This window comes from Streptococcus troglodytae (assembly GCF_002355215.1).
In the GTDB taxonomy this organism is placed as follows: Bacteria; Bacillota; Bacilli; order Lactobacillales; family Streptococcaceae; genus Streptococcus; species Streptococcus troglodytae.
On sequence record NZ_AP014612.1, the window covers coordinates 184688 to 211158 of the forward strand.

A 26471-nucleotide genomic window follows, 5' to 3' on the forward strand; every position below is an offset into this window, starting at 1 on the left:
TAAGGAGAATTTTAATGAAGAAATTAAGCTTATTGTTGCTAGTTTGTCTATCTTTGGTGGGCCTATTTGCCTGTACTTCTAAAAAAACAACAGGCAAAAAATTGACTGTTGTAGCCACCAATTCTATTATTGCTGATATTACTAAGAATATCGCTGGTAATAAGGTTGACTTACATAGTATTGTTCCTGTTGGTCGAGATCCTCACGAATATGAGCCTCTTCCCGAAGATGTTAAAAAGACCTCTCAGGCTGATATCATTTTTTATAATGGGATTAATCTTGAAAATGGAGGCAATGCCTGGTTTACCAAATTAGTTAAAAATGCTCATAAAAAGGCCGACAAGGATTATTTTGCAGTGAGCGATGGTGTTAAGACCATTTATTTGGAAAATGCAAAAGAAAAAGGGAAAGAAGATCCGCATGCTTGGCTTGATCTGAAAAATGGTATTATTTATGCTAAAAATATCATGAGACGTCTGTCTGAAAAAGATCCTAAAAACAAGAGTTATTATCAGAAAAATTTTCAAGCTTACAGCGCCAAACTTGAAAAGCTGCACAAAGCAGCCAAAGAAAGAATCAGTCGTATTCTTGCTGAGAAGAAGATGATCGTAACTAGTGAAGGCTGTTTCAAGTATTTCTCTAAAGCTTACGACATTCCTTCTGCCTATATATGGGAAATTAATACCGAAGAAGAGGGAACGCCAAATCAAATTAAGGCTTTAGTTAAAAAATTAAGGAAAAGTCGGGTGTCTGCGCTTTTTGTAGAAAGCAGTGTTGATGATCGTCCAATGAGAACTGTTTCAAAAGATACAAGTATCCCAATTGCCGCTAAAATTTTTACAGATTCAGTTGCTAAAAAAGGACAGGCTGGGGATAGTTACTATGCGATGATGAAGTGGAATATAGATAAAATTGTAGGTGGTCTGTCACAATGAGAAAAGGCTTCCGCTCACTCTCGTAGCTGTTTAGCATATGAAGCTGTTAATAATAAATATCATCACCCAATTAATATGGAAACAGTCTATTCAAGCTTTCCTGATCGGATGATAGCTATTTAAAACTTTTATCCACTTTTTACGGACATTTTGATATAATGATTTTGACAAAGAAGAGGATAAACTATGACACCTAATAAAGAAGATTACCTTAAAATTATTTATGAACTCAGTGAGCGTGATGAGAAGATCAGCAACAAGCAAATTGCTGAGAAAATGTCTGTATCTGCTCCGGCTGTCTCAGAGATGGTTAAAAAATTACTATCGGAGGATCTGGTTCTTAAAGACAAACAAGCGGGTTATTTATTGACAAAAAAAGGACAGATTCTAGCGTCATCTCTTTATCGCAAGCACCGTCTGATAGAAGTTTTTTTGATGAATCATCTTAATTACACAGCAGACGAAATTCATGAAGAGGCTGAAGTGCTGGAACATACTGTCTCTGATGTGTTTGTTGAACGTTTAGATAAGTTGCTTAACTATCCTAAGGTTTGTCCGCATGGAGGAACCATTCCTCAACATGGACAGCCCTTAGTAGAGAAGTATCGTACAACTTTAAAGGGTGTAACAGAGATGGGAGTTTACTTGTTGAAACGTATTCAAGATAACTTTCAGTTATTAAAGTATATGGAACAGCATCATTTAAAGATCGGAGATGAAATAAGACTCCTAGAATATGATGCTTTTGCAGGTGCTTATACCATTGAAAAAGATGGGGAACAATTACAAGTGACATCAGCGGTTGCCAGTCAAATTTACATTGAAAAGAAAGCTAAATAAGAAGAGACTTATCCATTGGGCATGATATAAGATAGCTTCTAACAGCTGTTATTAGCATTCTGGGTTAAATGATGTCCAAATCATGAGAAAGAATTTTTGCTACTTTTTGAAATTTTCACATCAATAAAGCTTCCATGCATGCTTGAAAGTCATGGAAGCTTTATTCTTTAGAAAGATGTTTATTAAGGGTTTAAGCGAGTCATACTCAACAAAAGTCAAGAATAGACCTGATGACGAGTCGCAGACAATAACAGAGTACAGCAAACTAGTATCATCAGTACAACAATCTATCGTTTTGATTTTTGCTGAGTATCAATGGACTTGATTGAAAATGTTCTCGACTTCCGAAATGGTTTCAGCTCGTGAGACAGCTGAGCGAATTTTGGCAGCACCAGATGTACCGCGAAGGTAATAAGGTGCTAAGCCACGAAATTCACGAACAGCGATTTTTTCTCCTTTAAGCTCTACCAAACGTCGAAGATGCTCTTTTGCAATTTCCAGCATTTTGACAAATGGTAGATTATCTAGCATTTGTCCCGTTTCAAAATAATGATTGATCTGAGAGAAAATATAAGGATTACTTCTGGCTGCGCGACCGATCATAACTGCATCTGCACCAACTTGCTCAATCATAAACCTAGCATCTTCAACGTTGCGAATATCCCCGTTAGCGATAAAGGGTACTTTAGTGACAGCCTTAGCGACTTTAGCAAGGGTTTCATGGTCACATGAGCCAGTATACATTTGCTCTCTGGTACGACCATGCATAGCAAGAGCAGCAACACCAGCTGATTGCGCAGCTAAGGCATTCTCAATTGCTAAAGATGCATCAGACCAGCCAGTACGCATTTTTACGGTTAAGGGGATATCTAAAACTGACTTAACGCTTGAAATCACGGAATAAATTTTCTCGGGATCTTTCAGCCACATAGCACCAGCTTCGTTTTTTACGATTTTATTAACAGGACAGCCCATATTGATATCAACAAGATCGGCTTTGGTATTGGCTTGAATAAATTCGGCTGCACGTGCTAGGCTATCACCATCACTGCCAAAAAGCTGAATAGAAACGGGATGCTCTCCTTCATCAATATGAAGCATGTGGAGTGTTTTTTCATTATTGTATTGGATGCCTTTATCGGATACCATTTCCATCACGACAAGTCCAGCTCCAAATTCTTTAGCGATAGTTCGAAAAGCGGAATTTGTCACTCCTGCCATTGGTGCTAAGACGGTACGATGAGGAATTTCCACATTGTCAATCATAAATGAGCTATTAAGCTTTGCCATTAATCATCTCCTCTAAATCACTTTCCTTAAATTGATATTTTTTACCACAAAATTGGCAGACAATTTCTGCTCCGTGGTTTTCTTCCATTTCTTTAAGATCAGATTTGGCCAATGTCATAAGTGCTGCTTCAAAACGTTGACGCGAGCAATCACAGGTAAACTGTAAGTCTTCCTCAGCTAAAACTTTATAGTCCTCTTCACCATAGATAGCATTCAAGAGAGCTTCGATGTGATCATCTGACTCTAGCAGAGTTGAAATAGCAGGCATTTCCTGAATACGTTTTTCGTAACGAGCGATTTCTTCCGCAGAAGCTCCTGGAAGGACTTGCAGCATAAAGCCACCGGCTACTTTGACCTTATTCTTTTTATCTAAGAGCACATTGAGCCCAACAGCAGATGGTGTTTGTTCACTTTCAGTTAGATAGTAAGCCAAATCTTCACCGATTTCACCTGAAACAAGTGGCGTTGATGAGGTATAAGGGTTGCCAGTTCCATAGTCAGTGATGACCACAAACTGTCCATTTCCCATAAAAGGTCCCACGATAACTTCACCGCTAGCTGTTTTTTTGACATCAACGCCGGCATTTTGAATGTAGCCTTTTACATTTCCTTTGGTATCAGCAACCGAAATAATATGACCAAAAGAAGAGTCACCGATAACTTTGACAGTAACCTTGCTGTCTCCCTTTTGATTAGCTGCGAGAATTTGGTTGGCAATGAGTGTGCGTCCTAGAGCAACAGTTGAACTCGATAGGGTTTGATGTTTTTCTTGAGCAGTTCTGACCGTTTCAGTGCTATCAAGTACATAAGCACGGAAAGATCCTGATTTTGCTATTGACTTAATAAGTTTATCCATATCCATTATTTTAACACAAATTATACGGAAGTAATAATAGGGAAACTTGGTAAATACATTCTTTAACTATTATCAAAAAAGTGTTTCACCTAATTTCAATGAATGTTAGTCAACTAAAAGACTTATTATTAAAATTTTTCTTAATACTTTAAGTTTAAGGGATAAATATGAAAAGCCAAGAGGCTCATCAGTGTATTTTCGAAGGCAGTTCTGGACTGTTGCGAAAGCGGTTTAAAACGGCGAGGTTTTGGGGAAGAGAGGTATATAAAGGAATTAAAATAGAAAAAAAGGAAAAGCTATTGACAAAGGGGCGAAGAGCTGATAGAATAAAGAAGTTGTCTCAGAAAGAGGCAGAGCCCTTTGAAAACTGAACAAGAAGACGAACCAAACAAGTGCAGGGTTACGAAAGTAACCTGTCAATAAGAAAAAAACTGTCAGAGTGCAGAGATGAGTGAAGAGACGAACTAATAATGAGAGTTTGATCCTGGCTCAGGACGAACGCTGGCGGCGTGCCTAATACATGCAAGTGGGACGCACTGATTTCACGGGAGCTTGCTCCACGAGGTCAGTGAGTCGCGAACGGGTGAGTAACGCGTAGGTAACCTGCCTACTAGCGGGGGATAACTATTGGAAACGATAGCTAATACCGCATGCTAGCTTTTAGCGCATGCTAGGAGCTTAAAAGATGCAACTGCATCACTAGTAGATGGACCTGCGTTGTATTAGCTAGTTGGTAAGGTAAGAGCTTACCAAGGCGACGATACATAGCCGACCTGAGAGGGTGAACGGCCACACTGGGACTGAGACACGGCCCAGACTCCTACGGGAGGCAGCAGTAGGGAATCTTCGGCAATGGACGAAAGTCTGACCGAGCAACGCCGCGTGAGTGAAGAAGGTTTTCGGATCGTAAAGCTCTGTTGTAAGCGAAGAACGGGTGTAAGAGTGGAAAGCTTAGACTGTGACGGTAGCTTACCAGAAAGGGACGGCTAACTACGTGCCAGCAGCCGCGGTAATACGTAGGTCCCGAGCGTTGTCCGGATTTATTGGGCGTAAAGGGAGCGCAGGCGGTTAGGAAAGTCTGGAGTAAAAGGCTATGGCTCAACCATAGTGTGCTCTGGAAACTGTCTGACTTGAGTGCAGAAGGGGAGAGTGGAATTCCATGTGTAGCGGTGAAATGCGTAGATATATGGAGGAACACCAGTGGCGAAAGCGGCTCTCTGGTCTGTCACTGACGCTGAGGCTCGAAAGCGTGGGTAGCGAACAGGATTAGATACCCTGGTAGTCCACGCCGTAAACGCTGAGTGCTAGGTGTTAGGCCCTTTCCGGGGCTTAGTGCCGGAGCTAACGCAATAAGCACTCCGCCTGGGGAGTACGACCGCAAGGTTGAAACTCAAAGGAATTGACGGGGGCCCGCACAAGCGGTGGAGCATGTGGTTTAATTCGAAGCAACGCGAAGAACCTTACCAGGTCTTGACATCCCGATGTTATTCTTAGAGATAAGAAGTTACTTCGGTACATCGGAGACAGGTGGTGCATGGTTGTCGTCAGCTCGTGTCGTGAGATGTTGGGTTAAGTCCCGCAACGAGCGCAACCCTTATTGTTAGTTGCCATCATTAAGTTGGGCACTCTAGCGAGACTGCCGGTAATAAACCGGAGGAAGGTGGGGATGACGTCAAATCATCATGCCCCTTATGACCTGGGCTACACACGTGCTACAATGGTCGGTACAACGAGTTGCGAGCCGGTGACGGCAAGCTAATCTCTGAAAGCCGATCTCAGTTCGGATTGGAGGCTGCAACTCGCCTCCATGAAGTCGGAATCGCTAGTAATCGCGGATCAGCACGCCGCGGTGAATACGTTCCCGGGCCTTGTACACACCGCCCGTCACACCACGAGAGTTTGTAACACCCGAAGTCGGTGAGGTAACCGTTAAGGGGCCAGCCGCCTAAGGTGGGATGGATGATTGGGGTGAAGTCGTAACAAGGTAGCCGTATCGGAAGGTGCGGCTGGATCACCTCCTTTCTAAGGAAAAAAGGAAAGCACGATAGGGGAGCTTCTTGTTTAGTTTTGAGAGGGTAAGTGGGGCCTTAGCTCAGCTGGGAGAGCGCCTGCTTTGCACGCAGGAGGTCAGCGGTTCGATCCCGCTAGGCTCCATTAAAACAGGATACTAAAGAAGTAAGTCTAGAGTTCAACTTAATATCTTGTTTAAGACAAGGAAGTCTATAAAATACGATGGTTCATTGACAATTGAATAGCTAGAAAGAGCCCTATAGCGCAGCTATAGGGACAACACGAAAGAAACCGAGACGCTGCAAAGCCAAAGAAACGAGAAAATAAGGTTAAGTTAATAAGGGCGCACGGTGGATGCCTAGGCACTAGGAGCCGAAGAAGGACGTGACGAACGACGACATGCTTTGGGGAGCTGTAAGTAAGCCTTGATCCAGAGATATCCGAATGGGGGAACCCGGCAGGTTAAGCCTGTCACTCATTACTGTTAAGGTAATGCAGAGGAAGACGCAGTGAACTGAAACATCTCAGTAGCTGCAGGAAGAGAAAGCAAGAGCGATTGCCCCAGTAGCGGCGAGCGAAGAGGCAAGAGGGCAAACCAGAGTGTTTACACTCTGGGGTTGTAGGACTGCACAAAAGCAGCCAAGGGAATAGAAGAAGACTCTGGGAAGAGTCGCCAGAGAGAGTAAGAGCCTCGTATTTGAAATTCACTTGATGCCAAGCAGGATCCTGAGTACGGCGGGACACGAGGAATCCCGTCGGAATCTGGGAGGTCCATCTCCCAACCCTAAATACTCCCTAGTGACCGATAGTGAACCAGTACCGTGAGGGAAAGGTGAAAAGTACCCCGGAAGGGGAGTGAAAGAGAACCTGAAACCGTGTGCTTACAAGAAGTTCGAGCCCGTTAATGGGTGAGAGCGTGCCTTTTGTAGAATGAACCGGCGAGTTATGTTTACGTGCGAGGTTAAGTTGAAGAGACGGAGCCGTAGGGAAACCGAGTCTGAAAAGGGCGGCAGAGTACGTAGATGTAGACCCGAAACCAAGTGACCTACCCATGAGCAGGTTGAAGGTGCGGTAAAACGCACTGGAGGACCGAACCAGGACACGTTGAAAAGTGTTTGGATGACTTGTGGGTAGCGGAGAAATTCCAAACGAACTTGGAGATAGCTGGTTCTCTCCGAAATAGCTTTAGGGCTAGCGTCGGTCGTGAGACTCTTGGAGGTAGAGCACTGTTTGATTGAGGGGTCCATCCCGGATTACCAATCTCAGATAAACTCCGAATGCCAACGAGTTAAGACCGGCAGTCAGACTGCGAGTGCTAAGATCCGTAGTCGAAAGGGAAACAGCCCAGACCACCAGCTAAGGTCCCCAAATAATTGTTAAGTGGAAAAGGATGTGGGGTTGCACAGACAACTAGGATGTTAGCTTAGAAGCAGCTATTCATTCAAAGAGTGCGTAATAGCTCACTAGTCGAGTGACCCTGCGCCGAAAATGTACCGGGGCTGAAACAATTTACCGAAGCTGTGGATCCCTTAGGGGATGGTAGGAGAGCGTTCTATGTGCGCAGAAGGTGTACCGCAAGGAGCGCTGGAGTGCATAGAAGTGAGAATGCCGGTATGAGTAGCGCAAGACAGGTGAGAATCCTGTCCACCGTAAGACTAAGGATTCCAGGGGAAGGCTCGTCCGCCCTGGGTTAGTCGGGACCTAAGGAGAGACCGAAAGGTGTATCCGATGGGCAACAGGTTGATATTCCTGTACTAGAGTATTGAGTGAAGGAGGGACGCAGGAGGCTAACTAAACCAGACGATTGGAAATGTCTGGTCAAGCAGTGAGGTGTGATATGAGTCAAATGCTTATATCTATAACATTGAGCTGTGATGGGGAGCGAAGTTTAGTAGCGAAGTTAGTGATGTCACACTGCCAAGAAAAGCTTCTAGCGTTAATGAATACTCTACCCGTACCGCAAACCGACACAGGTAGTCGAGGCGAGTAGCCTCAGGTGAGCGAGCGAACTCTCGTTAAGGAACTCGGCAAAATGGCCCCGTAACTTCGGGAGAAGGGGCGCTGGCTATAAGGTCAGCCGCAGTGAAAAGGCCCAAGCAACTGTTTATCAAAAACACAGCTCTCTGCGAAATCGCAAGATGAAGTATAGGGGGTGACGCCTGCCCGGTGCTGGAAGGTTAAGAGGAGCGCTTAGACATTTGTCGAAGGTGTGAATTGAAGCCCCAGTAAACGGCGGCCGTAACTATAACGGTCCTAAGGTAGCGAAATTCCTTGTCGGGTAAGTTCCGACCCGCACGAAAGGCGTAATGATTTGGGCACTGTCTCAACGAGAGACTCGGTGAAATTTTAGTACCTGTGAAGATGCAGGTTACCCGCGACAGGACGGAAAGACCCCATGGAGCTTTACTGCAGTTTGATATTGCGTATCTGTTACACATGTACAGGATAGGTAGGAGCCAAGGAAGAGTGAACGCTAGTTTACTTGGAGGCGCTGTTGGGATACTACCCTTGTGTGATGGCTACTCTAACCCGGTAGGTTGATCATCTACGGAGACAGTGTCTGACGGGCAGTTTGACTGGGGCGGTCGCCTCCTAAAGCGTAACGGAGGCGCCCAAAGGTTCCCTCAGACTGGTTGGAAATCAGTCGCAGAGTGTAAAGGTATAAGGGAGCTTGACTGCGAGACGGACAGGTCGAGCAGGGACGAAAGTCGGGCTTAGTGATCCGGTGGTACCGCATGGAAGGGCCATCGCTCAACGGATAAAAGCTACCCTGGGGATAACAGGCTTATCTCCCCCAAGAGTTCACATCGACGGGGAGGTTTGGCACCTCGATGTCGGCTCGTCGCATCCTGGGGCTGTAGTCGGTCCCAAGGGTTGGGCTGTTCGCCCATTAAAGCGGCACGCGAGCTGGGTTCAGAACGTCGTGAGACAGTTCGGTCCCTATCCGTTGCGGGCGAAGGAAATTTGAGAGGATCTGCTCCTAGTACGAGAGGACCAGAGTGGACTTACCGCTGGTGTACCAGTTGTTCTGCCAAGAGCATGGCTGGGTAGCTAAGTAGGGAGGGGATAAACGCTGAAAGCATCTAAGTGTGAAGCCCCCCTCAAGATGAGATTTCCCATAACATCAAGTTAGTAAGAGCCCTGAGAGAAGAACAGGTAGATAGGTTGGGAGTGGAAGCGTTGTGAGACGTGAAGCGGACCAATACTAATCGCTCGAGGACTTATCCAAAAATAAGTTACTAAAGGCGTAAAATCCGCCTGAAAAATAGGAAATGGGTGCAGTGTTCGATGAACACCAGACCATTTCTCTTTTTTCCAAGGATTTAGCCCGAGTACAATTCCTTAAGTAAAGGAAGCAGGCGCAGCGTTGGTTTTAGTGGCTAGCTATTCAATCGTGAGTGAGCGATCACGCTTGTTAAGTGATGATAGCCTAGGGGAGACACCTGTATCCATGCCGAACACAGCAGTTAAGCCCTAGCACGCCTGAAGTAGTTGGGGGTTGCCCCCTGTGAGATAGGGTCGTCGCTTAGCAAAATTCCGGCATAGCTCAGTTGGTAGTAGCGCATGACTGTTAATCATGATGTCGTAGGTTCGAGTCCTACTGCCGGAGTTTTATATATTATAGATATGGAGCATCTTTACCTAGGTGCTTTTTTAGTTTTATTATCAATTGTATTGAGTGGAATCGAATAGCATATAAAGAATGACTAGTGGTTTCTCTTTAAACTGTTAGAATGATTGTTTAATAGTGTAGGCAGCTTTGAGTTTTGTTATATTTAATAAATGAATGCATTGTCCAAATTGGTTAAGTGCATGGAGGTAAAAATATGATTGTATGCGCGAGTTATTTGCGATTATTTTTTGTTTCTCGTGAACTTTGATTTGTTGATATTGTTCTCGAATTGGACGTGTTCTGCATACCCTGCTTTATCTTGAATTTTGATCTTCTTAATTTTCAATCTGTGAGTTGAACGTTTCAGGGATTTTGTCCAATTTCAATTAATGAGGACCACGGGGATCTACTTATCAAAACTTTTTTGTGTAAAATAAAGGATCTGCTTAAGTGTCTTATTAGTTTGTAATGTGAGGTGACGTTTTGTTTTAAAAGAAACTGTTTATTTAATAAGGCCTCACTTTAATATTCTGTCAATAATGTCTATTTTTGTTAGTCAGAGGTTATAAACAAATAGCCAGTGAAATGGGACATTTATGTCCTGTTCTTAAAATCTTTTTCGTTTTATAATAATTTTATTATAAAAGGAGGTCATCGTAATAGATGGAAGAAGATTTTGAAATTGTTTTAATAAGGTTAAGCCAATTGTATGGAAATTAAGTCGTTATTACTTTATTAAAATGTGGACTCGTGAAGATTGGCAACAAGAGGGAATGTTGATTTTGCACCAATTATTAAGGGAACATCCAGAATTAGAAGAGGATGATACAAAATTGTATATCTATTTTAAAACACGTTTTTCTAATTACATTAAAGATGTTTTACGTCAGCAAGAAAGTCAGAAACGCCGTTTTAATAGAATGTCTTATGAAGAAGTCGGTGAGATTGAACACTGTTTGTCAAGTGGTGGTATGCAATTGGATGAATATATTTTATTTCGTGATAGTTTGCTTGCATATAAACAAGGTCTGAGTACTGAAAAGCAAGAGCTGTTTGAGCGCTTGGTAGCAGGAGAGCACTTTTTGGGAAGGCAAAGTATGCTGAAAGATTTACGTAAAAAATTAAGTGATTTTAAGGAGAAATAGTTAGAAAGGGAAAGAATGGAACATGTGATTGTACCATTCTTTTTGGTTGAAAATTAAGAAAAGTTATTATAAATTATTGGTTTAACACGCCATATCGTCAAACTTTTTGATATAATGTGTTTAACAGTTTTCAGGGAAGGCATATTATGGAAATTATTGAAAAAGCTCCGGCTAAAATCAATCTTGGACTTGATATTGCTGGAAAATATCAAGATGGTTTTCACGAATTGTCAATGATTATGGCCAGTGTTGATTTAAATGATTATTTGACTATCACAGAAATTGCTGAGGATAAGATAGTTGTAGAATCAAATAATTGCAAATTACCTTTAAATCGAAAAAATGATGTTTATAAAGCTGCTCATCTTCTAAAGAGGAGATATCATATCTCAACGGGGCTCAAAATATCTCTCCAAAAAATGATACCTATATGTGCTGGTTTAGGCGGTGGGTCCAGTGATGCTGCTGCAACTTTACGTGCTCTCAATTGTTTGTGGAAACTTAATTTATCAACAAAAGAACTGATTGATGTTGGTTTTGAAATTGGAAGCGATGTTCCTTATTGCATTGAAGCAGGCTGTGCTTTAATTTCAGGTAAAGGTGAAATTGTAGAACCTTTAGCAACTACTTTGTCAACTTGGGTGGTCTTGGTCAAACCTGATTTTGGAATTTCAACGAAAACAATCTTTAAAGAAATTGATATGGCAACAATTTCTCGAGTTGATATTCCTGCTCTAAAAGAGGCACTTTTAGCAGATTCTTATGAGAATGCCTTACAATTTATGGGAAATTCTCTTGAAGATATTACTATTGCTAAAAAACCTTTTATTCAAAAATAAAAGGCCGTATGATAAAGTGTGGTGCGGATATTGCTTTAATGACGGGAAGTGGACCAACCGTTTTTGCTCTCTGTCGAACAGAAAAACGAGCGGATCGTGTTGTTAATAGCATGAAAGGCTTTTGTAAGGAAGTTTATAAAGTTAGAATGTTATAGAAACTGATATCATTTATTAAAGCTTACTGTTGTGAGAACTTTGAAATCATACTCTACCGTTGCTTTAAATTTTTTCGAATGAAACTCATGATCTGCGGTTTTTTCAAAATGAATTTTTTCACTCCTCTGTTTTTAAGGTAAGGGTAAAAAATTGTTCACTGGTTGAAGTAGGCAGTTCATCCCACAAAGTTAGTTAGAATGTGGTTAATTTTGGCAAGCTTATTGTTATCTCAAATGGTTTGGGAGATATTTAAACTATTATTTTCCTAAACAAGAAATAGCGACCGGAAGTTTACTGTAACATTTAACGCAGAAGTATATAGGAACTTATGCAAAAGTAAGACTGGCATAATGGCTTATACCTCTTACCCTTCATAGTATTTTAAATCAGCTGATTTAAAAAAAGATCGAGGGAGTTGCAATCAAGCTTTGATTCGCACTGCTGCTAAGGCGACTATCAAAATGATAGAATATTCAAAAAGAAAATGGACCAGTTAGAATTGAAAGAAGTTCTGTTTATGAACATGATTAACCGTATGAGTAGAGTCAATTTATTTGATTCTTTTTTTTATGATAAGATTAGACGATAGATAATTAACTGGTTAATTAAAAGGAGGGGTATTTATGACTTTAGGACAGCAAATTGATGCTTTGATCAATCAGATTCTTTTAAAAGCTGAAAATCAGCATGAACTGTTAATTGGCTCTTGTCAGAGTGATGTTAAATTGACTAATACTCAAGAGCATATTCTTATGTTATTATCACAGGAAAAAAGTTTAACTAATTCTGATTTAGCTAAAGAGTTAAATATTAGTCAAGCTGCTGTGACAAAAGCCGTGAAATCTCTTGTTGGGCAAGAAATGTTAGAATTAACAAAGGATGAAACAGATGCTAGGGTCACTTATTTTCGTTTAACGAAATTGGCAGAACCAGTCGCCAAAGAGCATGAGCACCACCATGTTGCAACGTTATCCGTTTATGATCGTCTATCACAAGGATTTTCTCAGAAGGAAAAGTCTGTGATTAGTCGCTTTTTAACGGCTTTAACTAAGGAATTAGAAGAGGAATAATTGTGAGATACATTACTGTTGAAAATCTGTCTTATCAGTATGATGCAGAACCTGTTTTGGAGGGAGTTAACTATCATTTAGATAGTGGCGAATTTGTCACTTTGACTGGGGAAAACGGAGCTGCAAAGTCAACTTTGATTAAAGCAACTTTGGGTATTCTCAAGCCTAAAATTGGCTCTGTTATTTTTTCTAAAAAAAATGTATCTGGCAAGGCATTACGTTTGGCTTATTTACCTCAGCAAATTGCCAGTTTTAACGCAGGCTTTCCTAGTACAGTCTATGAATTTGTGAAATCAGGGCGTTATCCGAGAAATGGTTGGTTTAGAAGGCTAACAAAGCATGATGATGAGCATATAAAAGTTAGTCTAGAGTCGGTTGGTATGTGGGAAAATTGCCAAAAACCTATCGGAAGTCTTTCTGGCGGACAAAAACAGCGTGCGGTTATTGCTAGAATGTTTGCTAGTGACCCTGATATTTTTGTCTTGGATGAGCCGACAACGGGAATGGATGCAGGAACGACGGAAACCTTTTATAAACTCATGCATCATAGTGCTCATGAGCATGATAAAGCAGTTTTGATGATTACACATGATCCGGAAGAGGTTAAAGCGTACGCAGACCGTAATATCCATTTAGTCAGAAATCAAAATCTCCCCTGGCGTTGTTTTAATGTGCATGAAAAAGACAGAGAGGAAGAAAATAATGTTAAATAGCATTTTGGCTTATGACTTTATGCAACGTGCTTTATTGGCTGTTGCTGCAATCAGTTTTTTTGCACCAATTTTAGGATTATTTTTGATTTTACGTCGTCAGAGTTTAATGAGTGATACCTTGAGTCATGTCTCTTTAGCAGGTGTTGCTTTTGGTGTATTATTAGGAATTTCTCCTACTTGGACAACTCTTGTAGTCGTCACGTTAGCAGCTGTTATACTTGAATATTTACGGACTGTTTATCGTCATTATATGGAAATTGCGACTGCTATTTTGATGTCACTAGGACTAGCTATATCTTTAATTGTTATGAGTAAAGCTGGGAATGCTAGCAATGTCAGTCTTGAACAATATCTTTTTGGTTCTATTATCACCATCAGTCCTGAACAGGTCATTGCCTTATTTATAATTGCGATTATTGTTCTTATTTTGACAATTTGTTTTATCAGACCAATGTATATTTTGACTTTTGATGAAGATACTGCTTTTGTGGATGGTTTGCCAGTTCGTTTAATGTCTGTTTTATTCAATATTGTGACAGGAATTGCTATTTCCCTTACAATTCCGGCAGCAGGAGCTCTTTTAGTATCAACTATTATGGTTTTGCCAGCAAGTATTGCGATGAGATTGGGAAAAAGTTTCAAAACTGTTATTGTTTTAGGGATTCTAATTGGCTTTATTGGTATGGTTTCTGGAATTATTATTTCTTATTTGGCAGAAACACCTGCTAGTGCTACAATTACCTTGATTTTTATTACGATTTTCGTTTTTATTGGATTAATGGAGCGATTGGTGAAAGATTGATTGGAAAATAAAAAGCTGAGGCTGGGGAAAAAGTTAGTTTCTAGTCGAAATTAAGTAACTAGCGACAAAAGAAAAGGCTAAAAATCAAGGTTTTTTGTAACTTGGTTTTTAGCCTTTTTACTATTTTGGGAGTTTTTCAAGCTCACTCCTATTTTAATAAGTTAAGACAAAGTATTTTTTCTTACCACGACGAATAACAGTGAGTTCATTGTCAATTTTATCTTGTTGAGATAAGTTATAAGTTAAATCTTGGATACGTTCCCCATTAATATAAATAGCCCCGTTTTGAAGATCTTCACGCGCCTGACGTTTAGAATTAACGATACCAGCCGTCACTAATAATTCAACAATATTGTGATTGTCATTAGACTTAACAGCATAATTTGGAACATTACTAAGGCCTTGTTTAAGTTCTTTTGCAGAGAGGCTCTTGATATGACCTGCAAAAAGTTGTTCGGTAATTTTGACAGCTTCTTGGTAAGCTGTTTGCCCATGAACAAAAGTTACAACTTCTTTTGCTAATATTTTTTGAGCGAAGCGTTCGTGAGGTGCTGCTTCAAATTTGACTCGGATGTCTTCTATTTCATCTAGAGATAGGAAAGTAAAAATCTTGAGAAAGCGAATGGCATCAGCATCCATGACATTAAGCCAAAATTGATACATTTCGTAAGGAGATGTTTTATCAGCATCAAGCCAGACAGCATTTCCTTCAGACTTACCAAATTTTTTGCCAGTTGCATCTGTAATTAATGGGACAGTAATGACATGGGCTGTTTTATTGGCTTTTCGACGAATTAACTCAGTTCCTGCGGTCATATTTCCCCATTGATCAGACCCCCCGACTTGAAGTGTAACAGCATGTTCTTGATTAAGGACGTAAAAATCATATCCTTGCATAATCTGGTAAGCGAACTCGGTGTATGAAATACCTGTTTCAATGCGTTTTTTGACAGATTCTTTACTCATCATGTAATTAACAGTAAAGTATTTACCGACATCACGAAGAAAGTCAATAAAAGTTATCTTTCCCATCCAGTCATAGTTATTGACCATCTGAGCCTTGTTATCACCGTGTTTAAAATCAATGAAACGTTCTAATTGATTACGGATACTTTGTACCCAATTTTCCACTGTTTCTTTAGTTTGTAGACTGCGTTCATCATCTTTAAAAGAGGGATCGCCGATGAGACCTGTTGCGCCGCCCACAAGGGCGTAAGGTTTATGTCCAGCCAATTGTAAATGTCTCATAACAAGGATAGGTACGAGATGCCCCAAATGGAGGCTATCAGCTGTTGGATCATAACCTGTGTAAAAAGAAACTTGTCCGTCATCTAATGATTTTTTAAGGGCTTCTTCGTCAGTGGTTTGAAAGACTAAGCCACGTGCTTTGAGTTCTTCAAAAATAGTCATAGAGTTCTCCATATTCTTATAACATTACAGGACATTATATCAAAAACACTGGTGGCTATGCAAGCTCTTAGAAGAAGGTTAAGTAGTTTATTATCTTAATTACGAGAAGAAAGGAAACCATCTACTAAAAAATCATAAATTTGATATAATGTAAACTGAGGTATTGCTATGTCCCTGCTAAATAAGATAAAAACTAAATTGAAAAGAAATATTAAAAAACCGTATTTTAAAAAAATTGATGTAACAAAATTTAATCTTAAAATTTTAAAACGAGCAGATTATCTGGATTTTGCTTCTGTTTTTTTGCGGACTTTTAAATTACTATCTGATTTTGCTTATATTCTTATCCTTTTGATTGCTTTTATGGGAATCGGTATGGGTTTTGGTTATTTGGCAAGCCAAGTTGAGAGTGTTAAAGTTCCAAGTAAGGCTAATCTGGTCAATCAAGTTAGTACTTTTACTAGGATTTCTAAGATGACTTACTCAGATAAGTCTATTATTTCAACAATTGATACCGATCTGTTAAGAACACCTATTGAGAGCCGAAATATTTCAGACAATGTTAAAAAAGCTGTCATTGCAACAGAAGATGAAAATTTTAAAACACATAAGGGTGTAGTGCCTAAGGCGGTTTTTCGAGCCACTCTTGCTTCTGTTTTGGGTTTAGGTGAGAATAGCGGAGGTTCTACCTTGACACAGCAATTACTGAAGCAGCAAGTTTTGGGAGACGATCCAACCTTTAAGCGTAAAACCAAGGAAATCATTTATGCTCTTGCCCTTGAACGTTATATTGGTAAGGACAGTATCTTAACCAACTATCTTAATGTATCTCCTTTTGGGCGAAATAACAGGGGACAAAATATTGCTGGTATTGAAGAAGCTGCTAAAGGGATTTTTGGTGTTGCTGCTAAAGATTTGACAGTACCCCAAGCAGCCTTTTTAGCGGGATTGCCACAGAGTCCAATTGCATATTCACCTTATACAGCAGATGGTAAGTTTAAAACTAAGAAGGATATGGAATATGGTTTAAAACGCTCTCAAAATGTTCTTTACAATATGTATCGTACGGGTGTTCTTTCTAAGGTAGATTATGAGAATTATAAAAAATACGATCTTAAAAAAGACTTTAAGAGACCTCAAGCATCTCAAACAGATTCTCATGATTACTTATACTATTCTGTCTTTGAAGAAGCACAGAAAATTATGTATGATTATTTAATCAAACGGGATCATGTTTCTCCGCAGGATTTGAAAAATGATAAAACTAAGGCAGCCTACAAGGAAAAAGCTCTACGTGAGATACGTTTAGGTGGCTATACGATTGCTACAACGATTAATAAGATGGTTTATAATGCTATGCAGATGGCAGTAGCTCAACATGGTGGTTCACTTGATGATGGAACGGGAAATGTTGAAGTTGGCAATGTCCTTATGGATAATTCAACTGGAGCTATTCTTGGTTTTGTCGGCGGCCGTGATTATAAGAGTAATCAGAATAATCACGCCTTTGATACTGCCAGATCTCCTGGTTCCAGCATTAAGCCTTTATTAGCTTACGGTCCTGCTATTGATCAAGGCTTAATGGGAAGTTCAAGTATGCTTTCCAACTACCCAACGACTTTTTCAAGCGGCCAAAAGATTATGCACGCGGGCGATGAAGGGACAGCCATGGTAAATCTGCAGGAAGCGCTGGATGTTTCTTGGAATATCCCAGCCTACTGGACCTATCAAATGTTATTGCAAAAGGGTGTTGATGTTCCAGGCTATATGGAAAAAATGGGCTATAATATTCCTGAATACTCTATTGAGAGCCTGCCCTTGGGCGGCGGTGTTGAGACAACAGTAGCTCAACAAACCAATGGTTATCAAACGATTGCTAATGGTGGTATTTATCAAAAGCAGTACATGGTTGATAAAATTACAGACAGCAAGGGGAAAGTCATTTATCAGCATGAGTCTAAACCAGTTCGTGTCTATTCGCAAGCCACTGCCAGTATTTTGAATGATTTGCTTAAGGGACCAATTAGTTCAGGTAAAACAACGACTTTCAAGGATAAATTGAAGGGTCTTAATTCAGATCTTGCAGGAGCTGAATGGACAGGAAAGACAGGGACAACAGATGACTATACAGATGTTTGGTTAATCTTGTCTACTCCTAAAACAACACTGGGTGGTTGGGCTGGTCATGATAACAATGCTTCGTTAGACAAGATGTCAGGGTATAATAACAATGCTCAGTATATGGCGTATCTAGTTAATGCCATTAATCAGGCAGATCCAAATATTTTGGGAACAAATCAGCGTTTTAGCCTAGATCCGAGTGTCATCAAAGCAGATGTCTTAAAATCAACCGGTCTCAAACCAGCTACTGTTAATGTCAATGGTAAGAATATTTCTCTTAGTGGAGAGACGACGACCAGCTATTGGGCGAAAAACGGTCCCGGAGATACCGTCTATAAATTTGCTATAGGCGGTTCAGATAGTGATTATCAAAAAGCTTGGGCCAGCATTGGAGGTAAGTAGAAATATTGACAAATCAGTCAATATAATGTATAATTTATTATTATTTGTCGTTTGCTTTGGTTGAAATATTGTCCAAACAAAGCTCACAGCAGTTAAATCAAGCTTTAATGAAGTCCGATTTAGCTGCTCTTTTTATGCTTAATTTTAGAAAAAAAGACAAATGTAATCTATATTTAAAAATTCTAAAAATTATGCATAAAAGACAAATTGTTAATGTACCGATCTGCTTGGCAGATCTAGAAAGAAGAAGGAGCTAAAACTTGGCAGGACATGAAGTTCAGTACGGGAAACATCGTACGCGTCGTAGTTTTTCAAGAATCAAAGAGGTTCTTGATTTACCAAATTTGATTGAAATCCAAACGGACTCTTTTAAAGATTTCTTGGATACAGGTCTTAAGGAAGTTTTTGAAGATGTGCTTCCAATTTCCAATTTCACAGATACTATGGAATTAGAGTTTGTGGGTTATGAGTTGAAAGAACCTAAGTATACATTGGAAGAAGCACGTGCTCATGATGCACATTATTCTGCCCCCATCTTTGTTACTTTCCGTCTCATCAATAAAGAAACAGGTGAAATTAAGACACAAGAAGTATTTTTTGGTGATTTTCCCTTGATGACTGAAATGGGTACTTTTATTATTAATGGTGCTGAACGTATTATCGTTTCTCAGTTGGTACGTTCACCAGGTGTTTATTTTAATGATAAAGTGGATAAAAATGGGAAAATTGGCTATGGTTCAACTGTTATCCCTAACCGCGGTGCCTGGCTTGAGCTTGAAACGGACTCTAAGGATATTGCTTATACTCGTATTGACCGTACTCGTAAAATTCCTTTCACGACGCTGGTTCGTGCACTCGGTTTTTCCGGGGATGATGAGATTATTGATATCTTTGGTGATAGCGAATTGGTTCGTAATACCATTGAAAAAGATATTCATAAAAATCCTAATGACTCTCGTACAGATGAAGCGCTCAAGGAAATTTATGAACGTCTTCGTCCAGGTGAACCTAAGACGGCAGATTCTTCACGCAGTCTTCTGATTGCCCGTTTCTTTGATGCGCGCCGCTATGATTTAGCAGCTGTTGGTCGCTATAAGATTAATAAAAAATTAAACGTCAAAACACGTCTTTTGAATCAAGTCATTGCTGAAAACTTGGTAGATCCTGAAACAGGTGAAATTCTTGTTGAAGCTGGGACTGAAATGACACGCAGTGTAATTGATTCGATAGCAGATTATCTTGATGGAGATCTCAATAAAATTGTTTATACGCCAAATGAATACGCTGTTTTGACAGAACCTGTTGTTCTTCAAAAATTCAAAGTTGTGGCTCCAAATGATCCAGACCGCACGGTTACTGTTATTGGTAATGCCAGTCCAGATGACAAAGTACGTCACTTGACACCAGCCGATATTTTAGCTGAAATGTCTTATTTCCTTAACTTGGCTGAGGGTCTAGGTAAAGTTGATGATATTGACCATTTAGGCAACCGTCGTATTCGTGCTGTTGGTGAATTGCTGGCTAATCAATTCCGTATTGGATTGGCACGTATGGAACGTAATGTTCGTGAACGTATGTCCGTTCAAGATAATGAAGTCTTAACACCACAACAGATTATTAACATTCGCCCTGTAACAGCGGCAATTAAAGAGTTCTTTGGTTCTTCTCAATTGTCACAGTTTATGGACCAACACAATCCACTGTCTGAATTGTCTCATAAACGCCGTTTGTCAGCTTTAGGTCCCGGTGGTTTAACACGTGACCGTGCTGGTTATGAAGTTCGTGATGTGCATTATACGCATTATGGTCGCATGTGTCCAATTGAAACACCTGAAGGACCAAACATTGGATTGATTAATAACTTGTCTTCCTATGGTCATCTTAATAAATATGGATTTATCCAAACGCCATACCGTAAAGTTGACCGTGAGACAGGTAAAGTAACTAATGAAATTGAATGGCTTACTGCTGATGAAGAAGATGAATTCACTGTAGCTCAGGCTAACTCAAAACTCAATGAAGATGGAAGTTTTGCTGAAGAAATCGTCATGGGACGTCATCAAGGGAATAACCAAGAGTTTCCAGCAAGTTCTGTTGAATATATGGATGTTTCTCCTAAGCAGGTAGTTGCGGTAGCGACAGCATGTATTCCTTTTCTTGAAAATGATGACTCCAACCGTGCCCTCATGGGAGCTAACATGCAGCGTCAAGCTGTGCCATTGATTGATCCTAAAGCACCTTTTGTTGGAACTGGTATGGAATATCAAGCAGCCCATGATTCTGGGGCCGCTATTATCGCTCAACATGATGGAAAAGTGGTTTATTCCGATGCAGATAAGATTGAAGTTCGCCGTGAAGATGGCTCACTAGATGTTTATCATGTTACCAAATTCCGTCGTTCTAACTCTGGAACTGCCTATAATCAGCGCACTCTTGTTAGGGTAGGCGATAGTGTTGAAAAGGGGGACTTTATTGCAGATGGTCCTTCTATGGAAAAAGGTGAGATGGCTCTTGGGCAAAATCCAGTAGTTGCCTACATGACTTGGGAAGGTTACAACTTTGAAGATGCTGTTATCATGAGTGAGCGTCTTGTCAAGGATGATGTTTATACTTCTGTTCATTTAGAAGAATTTGAATCTGAAACCCGTGATACAAAACTTGGACCTGAAGAAATTACGCGTGAAATTCCAAATGTTGGTGAAGATGCCCTGAAAGACCTTGATGAAATGGGAATTATTCGCATTGGTGCTGAGGTTAAAGAAGGTGATATTCTAGTTGGTAAAGTAACTCCTAAAGGAGAAAAAGATCTTTCTGCAGAAGAACGCCTCTTGCATGCCATTTTTGGTGATAAATCACGTGAAGTTCGTGATACTTCTCTTCGTGTACCACATGGTGGCGACGGTGTTGTTTGTGATGTGAAAATCTTTACACGTGCTAATGGAGATGAACTTCAATCAGGTGTTAACATGCTGGTTCGTGTTTATATCGCTCAAAAACGTAAAATCAAGGTCGGAGATAAGATGGCCGGACGTCATGGTAATAAGGGTGTCGTTTCCCGTATTGTACCAGTGGAAGACATGCCATATCTTCCAGATGGAACACCTGTTGATATTATGCTTAATCCGCTTGGGGTGCCATCACGGATGAACATTGGACAAGTTATGGAACTCCATCTTGGCATGGCTGCCCGTAATTTGGGCATTCATATTGCAACGCCTGTCTTTGACGGAGCAACTTCTGACGATCTTTGGGAAACAGTCAAAGAAGCCGGTATGGATTCCGATGCTAAAACTGTTCTTTATGATGGTCGCACAGGGGAGCCGTTTGATAATCGTGTATCAGTCGGTGTTATGTATATGATTAAACTTCACCACATGGTTGATGATAAATTGCATGCACGTTCAGTCGGTCCTTACTCAACGATTACTCAACAGCCGCTTGGTGGTAAGGCTCAATTTGGTGGTCAACGTTTCGGAGAAATGGAAGTTTGGGCTTTGGAAGCTTATGGTGCCTCAAACGTTCTTCAAGAAATTTTAACTTATAAATCAGATGATGTCACCGGTCGTCTTAAAGCTTATGAGGCTATTACAAAAGGTAAGCCAATTCCAAAACCAGGGGTGCCAGAATCATTCCGTGTACTTGTGAAAGAATTGCAGTCACTTGGGCTTGACATGCGCGTTCTTGATAAAGATGATAAAGAAGTAGACCTTCGTGATCTTGATGAAGGCGAAGATGATGATGTCATGCATGTTGATGATCTTGAAAAGGCACGTGAAAAGCAAGCACTTGAGGCTGCTGAATTTGCAAACAGTGATGAGAAATAAGTGATTTAGTAACTTAGTTTATCTTTTATGATTGGTGCCACCTTAATTTATCATTTGATACTAATGGAGAAAGTCTTATTTTCGTTATTGATCGTGTCAATTAATAGCTTAAGAAACTGTTTTAAGGTGTTAACACTTTTATTAAAAGAAAACTAAAACACTATGGTAAGCTAGCTGTATTTGAAATGATTTTTTGGAACAGTCTAGCTGATGAGAATTATAAGAAAGGTAAAATTAGTGGTTGACGTAAATCGTTTTAAAAGTATGCAAATCACATTAGCTTCGCCTAATAAAGTCCGTTCTTGGTCCTATGGTGAAGTTAAAAAACCTGAAACAATCAACTACCGTACACTGAAACCAGAGCGTGAAGGTCTTTTTGACGAAGTCATTTTTGGGCCTACTAAAGACTGGGAATGTGCCTGCGGTAAATATAAACGTATTCGTTATAAAGGGATTGTTTGTGACCGTTGTGGTGTTGAAGTAACGCGCGCTAAAGTTCGCCGTGAACGTATGGGCCATATTGAGTTAAAGGCTCCGGTATCACACATTTGGTACTTTAAAGGAATTCCATCTCGCATGGGCTTAACACTTGATATGAGTCCACGTGCCTTGGAAGAAGTTATTTATTTTGCGGCCTATGTAGTTATTGATCCTAAGGAAACACCGCTTGAAGCGAAGTCACTTTTGACAGAACGTGAGTATCGCGAAAAACTTCAAGAATATGGATCGGGTTCTTTTATTGCTAAGATGGGAGCTGAAGCTATTCAGGATCTGCTTAAACGGGTAGATCTTGATGCTGAAATTGCTGAATTAAAAGAGGAATTAAAAACAGCTTCAGGACAAAAACGTGTAAAGGCCATTCGTCGTTTAGATGTGCTTGATGCCTTCCAAAAATCAGGTAATAAACCTGAATGGATGGTATTAAACATTTTACCGGTTATCCCACCAGATCTTCGCCCAATGTTGCAATTGGATGGTGGTCGTTTTGCGACATCTGACCTTAATGACCTTTATCGTCGAGTGATCAATCGGAACAATCGTTTGGCTCGCCTTTTGGAGCTTAATGCACCGGGAATTATTGTTCAAAATGAAAAACGGATGCTGCAGGAAGCAGTTGATGCTTTGATTGATAATGGCCGTCGTGGTCGCCCAATTACTGGACCAGGTAGTCGTCCTCTGAAATCTCTCAGTCAAATGTTAAAAGGGAAGCAAGGACGTTTCCGTCAAAACTTGCTGGGTAAACGTGTTGACTTTTCAGGACGCTCTGTTATCGCTGTTGGTCCGACGCTTAAAATGTACCAATGTGGTGTACCGCGTGAAATGGCTATTGAACTCTTCAAACCATTTGTGATGCGTGAAATTGTTGATCGGGATATTGTCCAAAATGTAAAAGCTGCTAAACGATTAATTGAACGTGGAGATGACCGTATTTGGGATATTCTTGAGGAAGTTATTAAAGAGCACCCTGTTCTGCTTAACCGCGCCCCAACGCTTCACCGCTTGGGAATTCAGGCTTTCGAACCAGTTCTGATTGACGGTAAGGCACTTCGTCTTCATCCACTTGCTTGTGAAGCCTATAATGCCGACTTTGATGGTGACCAAATGGCTATCCATGTTCCTTTGTCAGAAGAAGCGCAAGCAGAAGCCCGTCTTCTCATGTTGGCAGCAGAGCACATTCTGAATCCTAAAGATGGAAAGCCTGTTGTTACACCATCTCAAGATATGGTTCTTGGGAATTATTATTTGACCATGGAAGGTGTTGATCGTGAAGGCGAGGGTATGGTCTTTAAGGATCGTGATGAAGCTGTTATGGCCTACCGCAATGGTTATGTTCATCTCCACAGTCGTGTAGGTATTGCTGTTGATAGTATGCCTGATAAACCATGGACGAATGAACAACGGCATAAGATCATGATAACGACTGTTGGTAAGATTCTCTTTAATGATATTATGCCGGCAGATCTTCCTTACCTTCAAGAACCAAACAATGCTAATCTGACGGATAAAACACCTGATAAGTATTTCTTAGCACCGGGCTCCGATATCCAAAAAGCTATTAAAAATCTTGATTTAAATATTCCATTTAAAAAGAAAAATCTTGGAAATATTATTGCTGAAATCTTCAAACGTTTCCGTACAACAGAAACATCAGCTTTCCTTGATAGGTTGAAGGATCTTGGTTATTATCATTCAACTTTAGCTGGTTTGACAGTTGGTATTGCTGATATTCCTGTTATTGATAATAAACAAGAGATTATTGATGCTGCTCACCATCGTGTTGAAGAAATTTCAAAAGCCTTTCGCCGAGGCCTTATGACTGACGATGATCGTTATGAAGCTGTCACAGCGACATGGCGTGATGCTAAGGAGCAATTGGAAGCACGTTTGGTTGAAACGCAGGATGCTAAGAATCCAATTGTTATGATGATGGATTCAGGAGCTCGCGGTAATATTTCCAACTTCTCTCAGCTTGCTGGTATGCGCGGTCTGATGGCTGCTCCTAATGGACGCATTATGGAATTGCCTATCCTTTCTAATTTCCGTGAAGGTCTATCTGTTTTGGAAATGTTCTTCTCAACTCATGGAGCACGTAAAGGGATGACTGATACAGCCCTTAAGACTGCCGATTCAGGTTATCTAACTCGCCGTTTGGTTGATGTCGCTCAAGATGTCATTATTCGCGAAGATGATTGTGGTACAGATCGCGGTCTTACTATTACAGCTATTACTGATGGTAAAGAAGTTACTGAAACACTTGAAGAACGTCTGGTTGGCCGTTACACTAAAAAATCGGTAAGACATCCTGAAACCGGAGAAGTTATCGCTAGTCCTGATACATTGATTACAGAAGATATGGCCCATTATATTGCTGAAGCTGGTGTCAGTGAAGTGACTATCCGTTCTGTCTTTACATGTAATACGCGACATGGCGTTTGCCGTCACTGTTATGGAATAAATCTTGCTACTGGGGATGCTGTCGAAGTTGGTGAAGCAGTTGGTACAATTGCAGCTCAATCCATTGGTGAACCGGGTACACAGTTGACCATGCGTACTTTCCACACGGGAGGTGTGGCTTCAAATGCTGATATCACACAAGGTTTGCCTCGTATTCAAGAAATCTTTGAAGCTCGTAATCCAAAAGGTGAAGCCGTTATTACAGAAGTCAAAGGGCAAGTAACGGATATTGAAGAAGATGCTGCTACTCGGACGAAGAAGGTTTATGTCAAAGGAGCAACAGGTGAAGGAGAATACACAGTACCATTTACTGCTCGTATGAAAGTTCAAGTAGGTGATGAAGTTCATCGTGGCGCACCACTGACTGAAGGTTCTATCCAACCTAAGCATTTACTTGAAGTTCGTGATACCTTATCTGTTGAAACTTATCTTCTTGCAGAAGTGCAAAAGGTTTATCGCAGTCAAGGGGTAGAAATCGGTGATAAACACGTTGAAGTAATGGTACGCCAAATGCTTCGCAAAGTACGTGTTATGGATCCGGGAGATACAGGTTTGCTTCCAGGTATTCTTATGGATATTGCCGATTTTACAGATGCCAACAGAGATATTGTTATTGCTGGTGGTATTCCTGCAACAAGCCGTCCAGTTCTTATGGGAATTACCAAGGCATCACTTGAAACAAATTCATTCTTATCTGCAGCTTCCTTCCAAGAAACCACACGTGTGCTTACAGATGCAGCTATTCGTGGTAAGAAAGATCATCTTCTGGGGCTTAAAGAAAATGTCATTATTGGTAAGATCATTCCGGCTGGTACTGGTATGGCGCGTTACCGTAATCTTGAACCATTGGCTGTCAATGAAATTGAAGTCATTGAAGATTCTGAAGAACAAGAGGACACAGTAGAAGAGTAACTATTTAAAAGTATACTTATCTCTTAAAAAGATAGGTATGCTTTTTCTTATTTTTCTCATAAACGAGCAAAATTTTTTAAAAAATGAGAATTTTCCTATATAATAAAAGCAATAAGGAAATAAAACTATGTATCAAGTAATCAGAATGTATGGGGCTATGGAGCCGTGGTGGTTTTTGGATGATTGGAAAGAAGATATTATCAAGGTCCTTGAATTTGACAATTATCATGAAGCTTTGCAGTGTTACCAAAAAGAATGGGTAAAATTACGTCGCCGTTATTCCAACTTTAATAGTCATGGCGATATTATGACAGCTTTTTGGAATAAACAAGATCAACATTGGTGTGAAGAATGTGGTGACTATGTACAGCGGTATCATTCTCTTGCGCTTTTAACAGACTGGCAGGAAATCCCTAGCTCTTGGTTTCGACCAGCATTTACTAAACGAAATGATACCCCTTTTCGTCCCAAATGTTTTATTAAGCAAAAGAATGAACAAGGACAAAATTAGAAAAGTTAATTCAGTATTTGTATATCGTTTTAGGCTGAGATTCGTTCTCAGTTTTTTCTTTTTATTC

12 protein-coding genes, 2 tRNA genes, 3 rRNA genes and 2 pseudogenes are annotated in these 26471 nt (G+C 40.4%); 16 read left to right on the forward strand and 3 right to left on the reverse strand.

Going from position 1 to position 26471, the window contains the following annotated elements; all coding sequences use genetic code 11:
* Positions 1–14 precede the first annotated feature (14 nt).
* Both SRT_RS00970 and sloR read left to right on the forward strand, forming a co-directional pair.
* A complete protein-coding gene (locus SRT_RS00970) occupies positions 15–935 on the forward strand; it encodes a metal ABC transporter substrate-binding protein (protein WP_128832737.1) in 921 nt (306 codons plus the stop codon).
* Positions 936–1121: 186 nt separating this feature from the next.
* Complete coding sequence (gene sloR / locus SRT_RS00980; protein ID WP_128832738.1) at positions 1122–1775, forward strand: metal-dependent transcriptional regulator SloR; 654 nt, start codon at positions 1122–1124, stop codon at positions 1773–1775.
* Positions 1776–2087: 312 nt separating this feature from the next.
* Here sloR and dusB read toward each other — a convergent pair whose 3' ends face one another.
* Positions 2088–3065 carry a tRNA dihydrouridine synthase DusB gene (gene dusB / locus SRT_RS00985; RefSeq protein ID WP_128832739.1) on the reverse strand — a complete coding sequence of 326 codons (978 nt, stop codon included), beginning with the start codon at positions 3063–3065 and terminating at the stop codon, positions 2088–2090.
* Entirely contained in the window at positions 3052–3921 is an 870-nt protein-coding gene (hslO, locus tag SRT_RS00990) for an Hsp33 family molecular chaperone HslO (RefSeq protein ID WP_128832740.1), read from the reverse strand. Before hslO ends, dusB begins: the two co-directional genes overlap by 14 nt.
* A 466-nt stretch (positions 3922–4387) precedes the next feature.
* On the opposite strand from hslO, the gene SRT_RS01000 reads away from it, so the two are divergent.
* From SRT_RS01000 to SRT_RS01045, 10 genes and pseudogenes are all read left to right on the forward strand, one after another.
* Positions 4388–5943: ribosomal RNA gene (locus SRT_RS01000) — 16S ribosomal RNA — on the forward strand.
* Between the two features lie 59 nt (positions 5944–6002).
* A tRNA-Ala gene (locus tag SRT_RS01005) sits at positions 6003–6075 on the forward strand.
* A 183-nt stretch (positions 6076–6258) separates the two neighbouring features.
* Positions 6259–9160 (forward strand): 23S ribosomal RNA (locus SRT_RS01010).
* Positions 9161–9346: 186 nt separating this feature from the next.
* Positions 9347–9462, forward strand: a 5S ribosomal RNA gene (gene rrf / locus SRT_RS01015).
* The 16S, 23S and 5S rRNA genes sit together here with 2 tRNA genes alongside, the layout of an rRNA operon.
* A gap of 5 nt (positions 9463–9467) precedes the next feature.
* Positions 9468–9541 (forward strand) — tRNA-Asn (locus SRT_RS01020).
* A 666-nt stretch (positions 9542–10207) separates the two neighbouring features.
* A pseudogene (locus SRT_RS01025) lies at positions 10208–10689 on the forward strand (sigma-70 RNA polymerase sigma factor region 4 domain-containing protein).
* 146 nt (positions 10690–10835) lie between these two features.
* Positions 10836–11683: pseudogene (gene ispE / locus SRT_RS01030) on the forward strand (4-(cytidine 5'-diphospho)-2-C-methyl-D-erythritol kinase).
* A 624-nt stretch (positions 11684–12307) separates the two neighbouring features.
* Positions 12308–12754 (forward strand): zinc-dependent MarR family transcriptional regulator, encoded by a 447-nt coding sequence (locus SRT_RS01035; RefSeq protein ID WP_128832741.1) that lies wholly within the window; start codon positions 12308–12310, stop codon positions 12752–12754.
* Between the two features lie 2 nt (positions 12755–12756).
* Entirely contained in the window at positions 12757–13467 is a 711-nt protein-coding gene (locus SRT_RS01040; protein ID WP_128832742.1) for a metal ABC transporter ATP-binding protein, read from the forward strand.
* On the forward strand, positions 13457–14269 hold the full coding sequence (locus SRT_RS01045) for a metal ABC transporter permease (protein WP_128832743.1): 813 nt from the start codon (positions 13457–13459) through the stop codon (positions 14267–14269). Before SRT_RS01040 ends, SRT_RS01045 begins: the two co-directional genes overlap by 11 nt.
* A 153-nt stretch (positions 14270–14422) precedes the next feature.
* Here SRT_RS01045 and tyrS read toward each other — a convergent pair whose 3' ends face one another.
* Positions 14423–15679 (reverse strand): tyrosine--tRNA ligase, encoded by a 1257-nt coding sequence (gene tyrS / locus SRT_RS01050; protein WP_128832744.1) that lies wholly within the window; start codon positions 15677–15679, stop codon positions 14423–14425.
* 168 nt (positions 15680–15847) lie between these two features.
* Here tyrS and pbp1b point away from each other — a divergent pair, with 168 nt between their 5' ends.
* The 4 genes from pbp1b (at position 15848) to SRT_RS01070 (ending at position 26404) form a co-directional block, all read left to right on the forward strand.
* Positions 15848–18202 (forward strand): penicillin-binding protein PBP1B, encoded by a 2355-nt coding sequence (gene pbp1b / locus SRT_RS01055; RefSeq protein ID WP_128832745.1) that lies wholly within the window; start codon positions 15848–15850, stop codon positions 18200–18202.
* 260 nt (positions 18203–18462) lie between these two features.
* Entirely contained in the window at positions 18463–22026 is a 3564-nt protein-coding gene (gene rpoB, locus SRT_RS01060; protein WP_128832746.1) for a DNA-directed RNA polymerase subunit beta, read from the forward strand.
* A 237-nt stretch (positions 22027–22263) separates the two neighbouring features.
* A complete protein-coding gene (rpoC, locus tag SRT_RS01065; RefSeq protein WP_161940060.1) occupies positions 22264–25893 on the forward strand; it encodes a DNA-directed RNA polymerase subunit beta' in 3630 nt (1209 codons plus the stop codon).
* Between the two features lie 127 nt (positions 25894–26020).
* The gene (locus SRT_RS01070; RefSeq protein ID WP_128832748.1) at positions 26021–26404 is read left to right on the forward strand and encodes a DUF1033 family protein; all 384 of its coding nucleotides are present in this window, start codon (positions 26021–26023) and stop codon (positions 26402–26404) included.
* The last annotated feature ends 67 nt before the right edge of the window (positions 26405–26471 follow it).